Below are 12956 nucleotides of genomic sequence, written 5' to 3' on the forward strand. Positions count from 1 at the left end.
CGACACCCTCGGTGCGGGGCGGCCCTTCCTCGGTGTCCCTGGCTTCAGGACACGCCAGTTTCACAGGGCACGCGAAGGGCTGGCTCAAGTGCGCGAGAATGGGCGCCCTTTTGCCCCCCCGAGTGACGTTTTTGTGACCTCTTCCCTCTCTTTCGACGCCATCGTCATCGGCGCCGGCGCGGCCGGTCTGTTCTGTGCGGCCCAGGCCGGACAGCGGGGCCTGTCGGTGCTGCTCCTGGACCACGCGGAGAAGGTGGCCGAGAAGATCCGCATCTCGGGCGGCGGCCGTTGCAACTTCACCAACCGCGACCTGGACGTGCGTGCGCCGCACAAGCACTTCGTGGGCGGCAACCCGCAGTTCTGCCGCTCGGCCCTGTCGCGCTACACGCCGGCCGACTTCATCGCGCTGATGGACAGGCACGGCATTGCCCATCATGAAAAGCACAAGGGCCAGCTGTTCGCCGACCGCTCGGCCGAGGACATCATCGCCATGCTGCTGGCCGAATGCCAGGCCGGCGGCGTGCAGCGCTGGCAGCCCTGCAAGGTCGATTCCGTCGTTCATGCGGATGGCCAGTACCGCCTGCAGACCAGCCGTGGCGCCGTGCAGGCGCCCAGCCTGGTCATCGCCACGGGCGGGCTGTCCATTCCCAAGATCGGCGCCACCGACTTCGGCTACCGCCTGGCCCAGCAGTTCGACCTGCCCCTGGTCGAGCGCGTGCCGGGCCTGGTGCCGCTGACCTTCGACGGCGAGGCCTGGGCACCCTACGCCCAGCTCGCCGGCCTGGCCCTGCCCGTGGAGATCAGCACCGGCAGCAAGAAAGAGCGCATGGCCTTCATGGAAGACCTGCTGTTCACGCACCGCGGCCTGTCCGGCCCCGCCGTGCTGCAGATCTCGAGCTACTGGAAGCCCGGCACGCCCCTGTGCATCAACCTCGCTCCCGAGGTGGACCTGCAGGACGAATTGCTCAAGGCCAAGTCGCGCTCGCGCAAGCTCATCGCCAACGAACTGGCGCAGTGGCTGCCCTCGCGCCTGGCCGATGCCTGGGTGCAGCAGGACGCGGCCTGGCAGCGCCCCATTGCCGAAGCCTCGGACAAGGCCCTGAACCAGCTGGCCGAGCGCCTGTCGCGCTGGGAGATCGTGCCCACCGGCACCGAAGGCTACAAGAAGGCCGAAGTGACACTGGGCGGCGTGGACACGCGTGCGCTTTCGCAACAGACCATGGAATGCAAGACCCAGCCCGGCCTGTACTGCATCGGCGAAGTGGTGGACATCACCGGTTGGCTGGGCGGATACAACTTCCAATGGGCCTGGGCCAGCGGGTATGCGTGCGCGCAGGCCTTGCCTTGTGCGTGATTTGTCAGATCGCTTTCGTCTCGCGTATAATCGCCCGCTTTGCTGGCAATTGCCCCGTCGGCCAATACTAGTTAACTATTGACGGGGACCAACCGCTGAACATGGCTCTCAGGCCCGATCTTCCCGAGAACCCGCTGTCAGCACAGATATCTGGAAATCTAGCTAATGACCACCATCCGCGTAAAAGAAAACGAGCCCTATGAAGTTGCCCTGCGCCGCTTCAAGCGCACCATCGAAAAGCTCGGCCTGCTGACCGACCTGCGCGCTCGCGAGTTCTACGAGAAGCCCACATCCGAACGCAAGCGCAAGAAGGCTGCCGCCGTCAAGCGTCACTACAAGCGCGTTCGCAGCATGCAGCTGCCCAAGAAGCTGTACTGATCAGCCCTTGACCAGCCGGCTCTCGTCAGCCGCAAAACCCGCGCTCGGGACGCCAGGCGCGGGTTTTTTGTTTTTGTTTTTTGGTTTTTGTTTTCCGACGCCACTACCTCAGGAGAAATGCCATGAGCCTCAAGGCCCAGATCACCGAAGACATGAAGACCGCCATGCGCGCCAAGGACAGCGAACGCCTGGGCACCATCCGCCTGCTGCTGGCCGCGATGAAGCAAAAGGAAGTCGATGAGCGCGTCGAGCTCGACGACGCCGCCGTCATCGCCATCGTGGACAAGCTGATCAAGCAGCGCAAGGACAGCATTGCCGCCTTCGAGGGCGCGGGCCGCCAGGACCTGGCCGACAAGGAAAAGGCCGAAACGGCCGTGCTGACCGCCTACCTGCCCGCACGCATGTCGGCCGAGGAAGTGGCCACCGCCGTGAAGGCCATCGTGGCCGAGCTGGGTGCCTCCGGCCCCGGCGACATGGGCAAGGTCATGGGCGCGGTCAAGGCGCAACTGGCTGGCAAGGCCGACATGGGCCAGGTGTCCGCTGCCGTCAAGGCCGCCCTGGCAGGTTGAGCCCGCTGCGGCAGCCGCGCCCTTTTCAGGACGCTGCTGCCGCCCATTCCTGCTGAAAGTGCTCCTGCAGGAATTCGACACAGACACGCACCTTGGCCGACAGCTGCAGCCGCGTCGGATAGACCGCCCAGACATTGGCCTCCTGCCGCCATTCGGGCAGCAGCTGCACCAGGCGCCCGGCCTGCAGATGGGCGCCCACATCCCATAGCGAGCGCAGCGCAATGCCGCGCCCGTCCACGGCCCACTGCACCACCATCTCCCCGTTGTTGGCCGACAGCGGCCCCGTGACCTTCACCGATTGCTCGGCGGCGCCCGCGCGCAGCCGCCACACGCCAAAGGCCTGGTCGCGCTCCTTGATGGCCAGGCAGTCGTGGGCCGACAGCTCGGCCGGCGTGCGCGGCGTGCCACGGCGCGCCAGGTAGGCAGGCGCCGCGCACAGCACGCGGTGGTTGTCGGCCAGCCGCCGCGCAATCAGGTGGGGCGCGATCTCGTCGCCCACGCGCACATCCAGATCGAAGCCCTCCCCCGCCACATCCACCAGCCGGTCGAACACATCCAGCCGCACCTGCAGCCCCGGATGGCGCTCCACCAGCCGGGACAGCGCCGGTGCGATCACATGCCGCCCGAAGCCGAAGCTGCTACTCACGCGCAGCAGGCCGCGCGGCTCGCTGCGCGTAATGGCCACCTCCTGCATCAGCTGGTCCATGTCGTCAAGGATGCGCTGCGCCCAGTGGAATACGCGCTCGCCCTCCTCGGTCACGGCCACGCGGCGCGTGGTGCGGTGCAGCAGCTTCACGCCCAACTCCTGCTCCAGCAGGCGGATGCGCTTGCTCACATAGGCGGGCGATGCACCCAATTCCTCGGCCGCAGCGGCAAAGCCGGATTTGCGAGCCACCACGGTGAAGACACGCAGGTCTTCGGGAGCCGGTTGTTTATTCACGATCTGTAAACAATGGAACCACAGTTGGCCGATTGTATTTAGCCCTGGCGCAGCCAACAATGCCATGCATGCGGCCAGGCTGTCAGCGGCGCCGCTTCATATCCATCCATTCGATCCAAGGACAGACACCATGCAAGACACATTCAAGATCGCCGTCATCGCCGGTGACGGCATTGGCAAGGAAGTCATGCCCGAAGGCCTGCGCACGCTGGAGGCCGCCGCCAGCCGCTTTGCGATCAAGCTCGAATTCCACCATTTCGACTGGGCCCACTGCGACTACTACCTGGCCCACGGAAAAATGATGCCCGACGACTGGAAGGCGCAGCTCTGCGGCATGGACGCCATCTTCTTCGGCGCCGTGGGCTGGCCCGCCACCGTGCCCGACCATGTCTCGCTGTGGGGCTCGCTGCTCAAGTTCCGCCGCGAGTTCGACCAGTACATCAACCTGCGCCCCGTGCGCCTGTTCGAGGGCGTGCCCTGCCCGCTGGCCGGCCGCAAGCCCGGCGACATCGACTACTACGTGGTGCGCGAGAACACCGAAGGCGAATACACCTCGCTGGGCGGCATCATGTACGAGGGCACGGACCGCGAGATCGTGATCCAGGAATCGGTCTACTCGCGCAAGGGTGCCGAGCGCCTGCTCAAGTACGCCTTCGACCTGGCCCAAAGCCGCGAGCGCAAGCACGTCACCCTGGCCACCAAGAGCAACGGCATCGCCATCAGCATGCCCTGGTGGGACCAGCGCGCCGAGGACGTGGCCAAGGCCTACCCGGACGTCACGCTGGACAAGCAGCACATCGACATCCTGACCGCGCGCTTCGTGCTGCAGCCGGGCCGCTTCGACGTGGTGGCCGCCACCAACCTGTTCGGCGACATCCTCAGCGACCTGGGCCCGGCCACCACGGGCACCATCGGCCTGGCCCCCTCGGCCAACCTCAACCCCGACCGCAGCTTCCCCAGCCTGTTCGAGCCCGTGCACGGCTCGGCGCCCGACATCTACGGCAAGAACATCGCCAACCCCATCGCCATGGTCTGGTCGGCAGCGCTGATGCTGGACTTCCTGACCCACGGCCAGGGCGCAGGCCGCGCGGCGCACGACGCCATCGTCTCGGCCATCGAGGAAGTCATCAAGAACGGCCCCCGCACGCCCGACCTGGGCGGCACGGCCAGCACCACCGAAGTGGGCCAGGCCATCGCCCGGCGCATCGCTGCCGCCTGAGGCGCCACGCCGGGGTTCTCATGCCGCCCGGCAGCCCGGCCTACCGGCCCATGCGGCCCCTGCGCAGCCTGCCGGCCCCCATCCCGGCCGCCAGCAGGCTCAGCATGACCAGCGCCACGGTGTGCAGGGCCGGCACAGGTGTGGGCACCGGCGCCGCCACCACGGCCTGTGTGAAGCCCTGGCTCATCGGGGCGTGGACTGCATCCCCGCTGTAGTCGACCACAAGGCCGTGGGATCCGGCCGCCACGGGCAGCCGGACCGTGGTGCTGGCGGCGCCGCCAACCAGGGGAGCCGACCCCAGCTGCGCCCCGTTGTACGAGACCGTGATGCTGCCCGAGGGGAGCGCCGCCGCCATCGCCCGCAGCGCCCCCCGTCGATCCTGTGCCCCGGTCACGGCCGACACGCTGATGGTCACATCGTCGCCGGGCCGGGAAGGGTTGGGGGTCGAGGTGATCGCCAGGGTGGTTGTGGCCTGGGCGATCTGCACGCTTTGCTGCTGCCTTGCCGCCGCCTCGTAGTTCGCGTCGCCGGCCTGGTCGGCCAGGATGCGGCAGGGTCCCGGCGCAGTGAAGGAGACAGAACTGCCCGCGATGGTGCAATGGGCAGCCGTCGCCGCATCCACGGAGAACACCACCACCTTGCCGGAAGCCCCGCCCGTTGCTGCCACGGCATAGGTATCGCCCACCTTGGCAGCCGCTGGCGCCACGGAAGTGAAGGCAATGGCCTGCGGGCCCTTGCCGATGCTCAAGGACAGGACTTGCCGGGCCGCAGGCAGATGGTTGGCATCCCCCTGTTGATCGGCGGCCAGCAGGCAGTTGTCCGTACCCGCCAGCCTGCCGGCCACCTCGGCACCGCTGACGGAGCACGCCGCCGGCGTCAGGGAGCTGAACTGCACGGCCTGGGACGAGCCACCGCCGGCGGCGCTCAGAGCCACCCGTGCATCCACGACCAGGGCCGCCGGCATGCTCCAGACGATGTTCTGCGCAGCAGGCTGCACCGTCACAGGGTAAGCCACCTCGGGGGCGGGACCATAGGTCGCATCGCCGCCCTGCCGGGCCGTCATCCTGCAAGTGCCTGCGGAATGGAAGCTGAACACCCCTGCGGCATCGACAGTGCAAACCTCTGGCGCAGATGCGGAAAACGTCACGGCCAGGCCGGAGGTAGCTGTTGCAACAGGCGTGAATGTCGTGCCGAAGGTTTGCGCCGCCGGCTGCGCAAAGTCGATGGTCTGCTCCCGCCTGAGCGTGGTGAAGGGTACGCTGGCCACATCCGGCTGCACGCGGCCTGCGCCATCCCTGGCGATGAAGTGCAGCCTGTAGGCCGTATTCACCGCCAGCCCCCCGATATCGATATCGTGGACCACGCCTGCCGTCATGCCGACCGGGGAGCCGCCGGCCTGCAGCGCGGCGGCATCCGGCGCCGCCGCGGCCGCAGCAAGTACCTGCCAGTAACCCGTGCCGTCCCGGTCCAGCGCCACGTGGGCCTTGGCCGTCACACCGCCCGCCTGCGGGTCGACGGCGGGAGGCAGACTGAAGACCGGGCGGCCCAGCACATAGCTGGCAAACCCATGGTTTTGTGTTGCATTCCACCCATCGGACAGGGATGACAGGCCCGCCCAGACCGCATTGGCGGGGATGGACGATGCGTCCATGGCAAGCAGGGTCTGGATGCCATCGAGCGAATAGTGGAAAACAGTACTGTCGATGGGACGCGGGAAGGAGGACCCCTCGATCTGAAAGGAGCTGATCGTGGCCCAGGCTGCCGCCGCAGGAATGTCCAGGGGGTTGGTCGTCTGCAGGATCTGGCCCTGGTAGCTGTATGTGTAGCGCTCGTTCCAGCTGTTGAGCGCCCAGCCTCCATCCCAGTAGTTGGAAGGGGTGGCCCAGTCCGCTGTGGCCGGTGGCGTGCCGCCTTGCTGCACCACACCGCCCACGCTGAACGTGTACTCGGTCACCATGCTCGTATACAAAGCGTTGGACTGCGTCTGGTAGCCCGTCATGACCAACCCCTGTGCTGGCGCGGCCACGGCAGCAGCGCAATGCAGGCCTGCTCCGAATACCGCCACCCACGGCATCATGGCCCTGGAAAATTCCGCCTGAAGGCGACTGCCTCGTTCTCTCATATGCACTCCCGTTTCAACTTGCTGTTCTTCTGGTCCATGCCGGGTGTACCGGCAATGCAGGAGCCTAGCGGCCGCACCTGCCCGCGCCTTGACTGCGCGTTGCGCTTTTCTTGACAGTGCGTCCCGCCCCCCTGCGCAACGCGGGCTGCCGCGCCACGGTCCCGTCACCCGCCAGCACACTCCTGCCGCCCCCCGGGCCTGCAAAGCGGCGATGTGCCGGTCGACCGGGCCGTCGTCTGGGCGCGGAGATGGCGGCATTGCCCCCGCCGCAGGCCCCTGGCCGGCGAACAGGGCAAGATGGCCGGCTGCGGCATTCGGGCCGCTCAGACACAGCACGGAATCTCCATGAAGCACTACGACTACATCGTCATCGGCGGCGGCAGCGGCGGCATTGCATCGGCCAACCGCGCCGCCATGCACGGGCGCCACTGCGCGCTGATCGAAGCCGGCGAGATCGGCGGCACCTGCGTCAACGTGGGCTGCGTGCCCAAGAAGGTCATGTGGCATGCGGCCCAGATCGGCGAGGCCATGCACCGCTACGGCCCCGACTACGGCTGGGATGCCACCGTCGACCGCCTGGACTGGCAGCGCCTGCTGGACAGCCGCAGCGCCTACATCGACCGCATCCATGCCTCGTATGAAAGCGGCCTGGCACGCAACAAGGTCGAGCTGATCCAGGGCTTTGGCCGCTTCGTGGATGCGCGCACCGTGGAGGTGGGCGGCCAGCGGCTCAGTGCCGATCACATCCTCATCGCCACGGGCACGCGCCCGGCACGGCCCGACATTCCGGGCGCCGAGCTGGGCATTGACTCGGACGGCTTCTTCGCCCTCAAGGCCCTGCCTGCGCGCACGGCCGTGGTGGGTGCCGGCTATATCGCCGTGGAGATTGCCGGCGTGCTGCACGCGCTGGGCTCGCAGACCCATCTGTTCCTGCGCCAGAACTCGGCACTGCGCGGGTTCGATCCGCTGCTGAGCCAGACCCTGATGGAGATCATGGAGGCCGAAGGCCCCGCCGTGCACCGCCAGGCCACCCCGAAGGCCGTGGTCCGCAATGCCGACGGCAGCCTGGATCTGCAACTGCAGGACGGCAGCAGCCACACCGTGGACTGCGTGGTCTGGGCCGTGGGCCGCCGACCCGACACCTCGGGCCTGAACCTGGAGGCCGCAGGCGTGGCGCTGCAGGACAGCGGCCACATCGCGGTGGACAAGTTCCAGGACACCAATGTGCCCGGCATCCACGCCGTGGGCGACATCACGGGCCGCATCGAACTCACGCCCGTTGCCGTGGCCGCAGGCCGGCGCCTGTCCGAGCGCCTGTTCAACGGCAAGACCGGCGAGCACCTGGACTACGACAACGTACCCACCGTGGTCTTCAGCCACCCGCCCATCGGCACCGTGGGCCTGACCGAACCGCAGGCACGCGAGCGCTTTGGCGACGATCAGGTCAAGGTCTACCAATCGGCCTTCACGGCCATGTACACGGCCGTCACGCGCCACCGCCAGCCCGCGCGCATGAAGCTGGTCTGCGTGGGCCCCGAGGAGCGCATCGTGGGCATACACGGCATCGGCCTGGGGATGGACGAGATGCTGCAGGGCTTTGCCGTGGCGCTCAAGATGGGCGCCACCAAGCGGGACTTCGACGACACCGTGGCCATCCACCCCACGGCGGCCGAGGAGTTCGTGACCATGCGCTGAACAGGCGCACAGCCTGACCTCAGCGGTTGACCACGGCCTTGGGCAGGGCCAGCGTCAAGAGGCTGCCGGCCACCAGGCACGCTGCGAACAGCAGCAGGCCTGCGCTCGACGAGTGCGTGAGATCCTTGAGCCAGCCCAGCAAATAGGTGGCCGCAAAGCCTCCCAGGTTGGCAATGGAGGCGATCAGCGCAATGCCTGCGGCCGCCGCCGGCCCCGTCAGGAACGTGGCGGGCAGGCACCAGAACACGGGAAAGGCTGCCATGATGCCCGCCGTCGCCAGAGAGAACAGCAGCACGGTGGCGAACACATGGCCGGTGTACAGCGTGCTCAGCGCCATGGCGGCCGCGCCCGCCAGTGCCGGCAGCACGATGTGCCAGCGCCGCTCGCGGCGCCGGTCGGAGCTGATGCCGTTGAGCAGCAGCGCAGCGATGGCAAAGGCATTGGGAACGGCCGTGAGCAGGCCGATCTCGGCCGTGCTCCTGACCCCGGCCTCGCGGATGATGGTGGGCAGCCAGAAGCTGATGGCATAGGTGGACATCATCAGGCTCAGGTCGATCATGCCCAGCAGCCAGACCCGGCCGCTGGACAGCGCCGCCCACAGCGAATGGTGGGACTCGGCCAGCCTGTCGCTGTCGAGGTTGGCGCGCAGCACGCCCTTGTCGCGCGGCGACAGCCATTTGGCCGACTCGATGCTGTTGGGCAGGTAGACGAAGACCAGCAGGCCCAGCACCACCGAGGGAATCGCCTCCAGGAAGAACAGCCACTGCCAGCCCGCATGGCCACGCACGCCGGCAAAGGCCGTCATGATCCAGCCCGACAGCGGAGCCCCGACCAGGCTGGCCAGCGGCAGGCCGATCAGGAACAGCGCCATGATCTTGCTGCGCATGCGCGTGGGATACCAGTAGGTCAGGTACAGCATGACACCGGGAAAGAACCCCGCCTCGGCCACACCCAGCAGAAAGCGCAGCACATAGAACTGCATGGGCGTGCTCACGAACATGGTCGCGCCCGAGATCAGGCCCCAGGTGATCATGATCCGCGCGATCCACAGCCGCGCGCCCGTGCGCGCCAGCACCAGGTTGCTGGGCACCTCGAAGAGGATGTAGCCCACGAAGAACAGGCCCGCACCCAGGCCGTAGACCGTCTCGCTGAAGCCCAGGTCCTGCTGCATCTGCAGCTTGGCCAGCCCCACGTTGATGCGGTCCAGATAGGCGGCCAGGTAGCACAGGCAGAAGAAGGGCACGAGCCGCCACGTCACGCGCCCGTACAGCTGCCGCCGCTCCTTCTCCTGCTCCCGCAAATGGACCCCCTGCCCCTGCATACCGCCAATGCCTGCATTGCTGTGAACTGACATTTCAGCTCCTTGCTGTGTTGACCATTGCCACCGTTCATGGCCCTGCGTCGCCGCGTTGGCGCACTGCAGCCGGATCCGGCGGAAACATCTGTCTGCAGTGGAAATTTCAAGTGCCTACGCTCAATGCTACGCACGATAGTCAAAAACAAATCAAGTAGTTTCCCGATAGCAATCATCGATCAAGTCGCACAAAAATCCCTGCACGCAAGGGAAACAAGGGGCATCAACTCACGCAATGCCTTGGTGCTCCTTTGTAGTGAACCCGACTCAATTCAAGTGCATACGCTTTAAAAACACCGAACCCGCGGAATGACATCCGTGATCAGAACCAAGGAGACACCCATGCCCAGACTGCATTCAAGGACAGGACACGCCATTGCCCTGGCCGCCCCGGCACTTGCCCTGCTCCATGCCATCGCCTCGCTGCCGGCGGGCGCGCAGGTCACGCTGCAGGGTCAGATCGATGCCTTCGCGGGGTTTTCGCGCCCGCTGGGCGCGGACAAGGGCACGGGCGTGCTCACGCCAGGCGGCATGCAGACGAATTTCTGGGCCTTGCGCGGAACGGAGGACCTGGGTTCTGGATTGAAGGCCGTGTTTGCACTGGAGGCCTTCTACCGCGCGGACAGCGGCGCCGAAGGGCGTTTTGCCAATGACGCCTTCTTTGCGCGCAGCGCCTATGTGGGACTGAGCAGCGGCTGGGGCACGCTGCAACTGGGGCGCAACACCACGCCCTACTGGCTGGCCACCATCGCCGTCAACCCGTATGCAGGGTCCTTTTCGTTCTCACCCGCGGTGCTGCACAGCTTCGGGCCCAACGGCACGGCCGCCGCGCCGCTGCGGGGCGACTCGGGCTGGAGTGACAGCCTGCTCTACACCAGCCCGTCCTGGGGCGGATTCACGGCACGGCTGCAGTATTCGTTCGAGCCGCCTGCCGGCACGCCCGCGTCCCAGCGCCGCGATGCGGACAAGTACGGCGCCAGCCTCGGCTATGCGGGCGGCGCATTCGCCGCCGCCCTCGCCTACCAGAACGTGGCCTATCCCAATGCCGCCACCACCGCTACCGCCACCGGCTTTGACCGCCAGAGCGCCTGGCTGCTGGGCGGCTCCTACGATCTGGGCATGGTCAAGCTGTTCGCCCAATACCAGCGGCTGGCCGACACCGTGGCCGGCGCAGACCGCCGCAGGAACAGCGGCCAGTTCGGCCTGTCGATTCCCGCAGGCCCGGGCGCCGTGCTGGCCTCATATGGCCATGCGCGCACCTCGGGCGCCGAAGAGGCCAGGCGCAACACCTGGGCCGTGGGCTATGACTACCCCCTGTCCAAGCGCACGGACATCTACCTCAACAGCCTGCACGACCGCATCACGGGCACGGGCGCCGGCAGCGGCCAGACCTGGGGCCTGGGCCTGCGCCACTATTTCTGAGTCCTGGGCTGGGGCTGGACCGGTGGCTGCTGCACCACGCGCAACACCGTCTCCACCATGTGGTCGCCCCAGCGCTGCAGCTCGGCCTGCTGCAGCAGCTCCTTGTCGAAGAAGGCGCTCAGCGTGTGGCGATTGGAGAGGTAGAAGTAGCCCAGTCCCATGACCGTGATGTAGAGATCGTCGATGTGCACATCGGGGCGGAACAGGCCCTGGGCCATTCCCGATTCCACGGCCTTGCGCAGCAGCGTGATGGCATTGGGAAAGAAGTCGCGTATGCCCGAGGCCTTCTTCAGGTGCTTGCCCTTGAGCAGGTTTTCGGTGTTGAGCAGGAAGATCAGTTCCGGGTGCTCCTGGTAGTAGCGCCACATGAAGCGCACCACGGCCTCCAGCGCCGCGCGCGGATCGTCGAAGTCCACCAGCAGCTTCGCCTCGGCCTCCACCAGCTTGCGGTAGGCGTTCTCCAGCACGGCGGCGAACAGCTTGTCCTTGCTGCCGTAGTGGTAGTAGAGAAGGCTCTCGTAGCACTTGGCCTGCTTGCCGATGCGCTGCACGCTGGCGCCGTCGTAGCCACTTCTGGCGAACTCGATCTCGGCCGCCAGCAAGATGGCCTCCTTGGTCGTCTTGCCGGTCTTGGCAGTCCGCTTGCGCCCCGCAGACGCCTTGGCAGGGGCCGACTTCGCAGCGGCTTTCCTGGCGGGCGCAGCCTTGCGCTTCGGGGTGGCGGGAACTTCCTCGGGATCAGTGGTCATGGGCACGGCGTCAGGTGAATGGGGCGTTGCGTCGGCCATTCTAGGGAAAAACGCCATATTGAAATTGAGTGTTCACTCAAACAAAATTGAGTGAACACTCAACAAGGAGAGCCCCCATGGAAACCTATGTACTCGATACCTGGTACCCGCTGACCTGGTCGCGCAACGTGGGCCGCCAGCTGTCGGCGCACCGCATCGTCGAACGCGACGTGGTGCTCTACCGCACCGAGGCCGGCGCCGTCGTGGCCATGGAGGACGCCTGCCCCCACCGCCTGCTGCCGCTGTCCATGGGCAAGCTCAAGGGCGATGCCATCGAATGCGGCTACCACGGCCTGACCTTCGACTGCAGCGGCCGCTGCACGCGCGTGCCGGGCCAGGACATGATCCCGGGCAACGCCGTGGTGACCACCTATCCGGTCAAGGAGAACATGGGCCTGGTCTGGATCTGGATGGGCGATCCCTCGCGCGCCGACAGCGTGCCGGTGTTCGACCTGCCCCAGTACCACGACCCGGCGTGGAGCGCCGTCGAAGGCGATGCGCTGCGCATAGAGGCCAACTACCTGAACCTGGCCGACAACCTCTGCGACCCCGCCCATGTGAGCTTCGTTCACCTGAGCACGCTGGGCAACGCGGCCAGCGAGGACATCCCCGTGCACCACGAGGAGCTGGACGGCCGCATCGTCACCTGGCGCTGGATCATCGATGCGCCGGCCATTCCGCTGTTCGCCAAGTACGGCAATTTCAGCGGCAACGTGGACCGCTGGCACTACTACCACTACCACGCGCCCAGCATCGCCATCATCGACTTCGGCAGTGCCGCCACGGGCACGGGCGCCCCCGAGGGCCGGCGCGACAACTGCATGCAGATCTATGCCTGCCACTTCATGACGCCCGTGGACCGGAACACCTCCATCGACCACTGGCTGCACGTCAAGAACTTCACGGCCGATGCCGACACCAATGCGGCCCTCTCTGCCGACTTCCGCGTCGCCTTCGCCGAGGACAAGGCCATCCTCGAAGCCATAGAGCGCAACGAAAAGCGCTTTGCCACGCGCAAGACCATCAAGATCGCCATCGATGCGGCCCCCCGGCGCATGCGCCGCATGGTGGACCGCATGATCGAGGGCGCGCCCACGGGCGGCTGAGGAGCGGGC

At 66.7% G+C, this 12956-nt stretch carries 11 protein-coding genes; 7 read left to right on the top strand and 4 right to left on the bottom strand.

Going from position 1 to position 12956, the window contains the following annotated elements; all coding sequences use genetic code 11:
- The first annotated feature begins 133 nt into the window (after window positions 1-133).
- The 3 genes from DA1_RS04845 (at window position 134) to DA1_RS04855 (ending at window position 2301) form a co-directional block, all read left to right on the top strand.
- Window positions 134-1354, top strand: a complete 1221-nt coding sequence (locus DA1_RS04845) for a BaiN/RdsA family NAD(P)/FAD-dependent oxidoreductase (RefSeq protein WP_034391433.1) — start codon at window positions 134-136, stop codon at window positions 1352-1354.
- Window positions 1355-1519: 165 nt separating this feature from the next.
- Window positions 1520-1732, top strand: a complete 213-nt coding sequence (gene rpsU / locus DA1_RS04850; RefSeq protein WP_012204283.1) for a 30S ribosomal protein S21 — start codon at window positions 1520-1522, stop codon at window positions 1730-1732.
- Between the two features lie 122 nt (window positions 1733-1854).
- Window positions 1855-2301, top strand: coding sequence for a GatB/YqeY domain-containing protein (locus DA1_RS04855; protein ID WP_034391431.1), 447 nt, complete (start codon window positions 1855-1857; stop codon window positions 2299-2301).
- A 25-nt stretch (window positions 2302-2326) separates the two neighbouring features.
- Here DA1_RS04855 and DA1_RS04860 read toward each other — a convergent pair whose 3' ends face one another.
- Entirely contained in the window at window positions 2327-3241 is a 915-nt protein-coding gene (locus DA1_RS04860) for a LysR substrate-binding domain-containing protein (RefSeq protein WP_170962064.1), read from the bottom strand.
- 130 nt (window positions 3242-3371) lie between these two features.
- On the opposite strand from DA1_RS04860, the gene DA1_RS04865 reads away from it, so the two are divergent.
- Window positions 3372-4460 (top strand): tartrate dehydrogenase, encoded by a 1089-nt coding sequence (locus tag DA1_RS04865; RefSeq protein WP_034391429.1) that lies wholly within the window; start codon window positions 3372-3374, stop codon window positions 4458-4460.
- Between the two features lie 40 nt (window positions 4461-4500).
- Here the strand turns inward: DA1_RS04865 and DA1_RS04870 are convergent, their stop codons facing one another.
- On the bottom strand, window positions 4501-6459 hold the full coding sequence (locus DA1_RS04870; protein ID WP_230590733.1) for an Ig-like domain-containing protein: 1959 nt from the start codon (window positions 6457-6459) through the stop codon (window positions 4501-4503).
- Window positions 6460-6927: 468 nt separating this feature from the next.
- Between DA1_RS04870 and gorA the strand changes: the two genes are divergently transcribed.
- Window positions 6928-8277, top strand: a complete 1350-nt coding sequence (gene gorA, locus DA1_RS04875) for a glutathione-disulfide reductase (protein WP_034391427.1) — start codon at window positions 6928-6930, stop codon at window positions 8275-8277.
- A 19-nt stretch (window positions 8278-8296) separates the two neighbouring features.
- On the opposite strand, the gene DA1_RS04880 is transcribed toward gorA, so the two are convergent.
- Entirely contained in the window at window positions 8297-9631 is a 1335-nt protein-coding gene (locus tag DA1_RS04880; protein ID WP_373861016.1) for an MFS transporter, read from the bottom strand.
- A gap of 342 nt (window positions 9632-9973) precedes the next feature.
- On the opposite strand from DA1_RS04880, the gene DA1_RS04885 reads away from it, so the two are divergent.
- Window positions 9974-11053, top strand: coding sequence for a porin (locus tag DA1_RS04885; RefSeq protein WP_062794103.1), 1080 nt, complete (start codon window positions 9974-9976; stop codon window positions 11051-11053).
- On the opposite strand, the gene DA1_RS04890 is transcribed toward DA1_RS04885, so the two are convergent.
- Window positions 11044-11802, bottom strand: a complete 759-nt coding sequence (locus tag DA1_RS04890) for a TetR/AcrR family transcriptional regulator (RefSeq protein WP_034391423.1) — start codon at window positions 11800-11802, stop codon at window positions 11044-11046. The two genes, DA1_RS04885 and DA1_RS04890, sit on opposite strands and share 10 nt — an antisense overlap.
- A gap of 116 nt (window positions 11803-11918) precedes the next feature.
- Between DA1_RS04890 and DA1_RS04895 the strand changes: the two genes are divergently transcribed.
- A complete protein-coding gene (locus tag DA1_RS04895) occupies window positions 11919-12947 on the top strand; it encodes an aromatic ring-hydroxylating dioxygenase subunit alpha (RefSeq protein ID WP_034391421.1) in 1029 nt (342 codons plus the stop codon).
- The last annotated feature ends 9 nt before the right edge of the window (window positions 12948-12956 follow it).

It is taken from the genome of Delftia acidovorans NBRC 14950 (assembly GCF_001598795.1).
Lineage (GTDB): Bacteria > Pseudomonadota > Gammaproteobacteria > Burkholderiales > Burkholderiaceae_C > Comamonas > Comamonas acidovorans.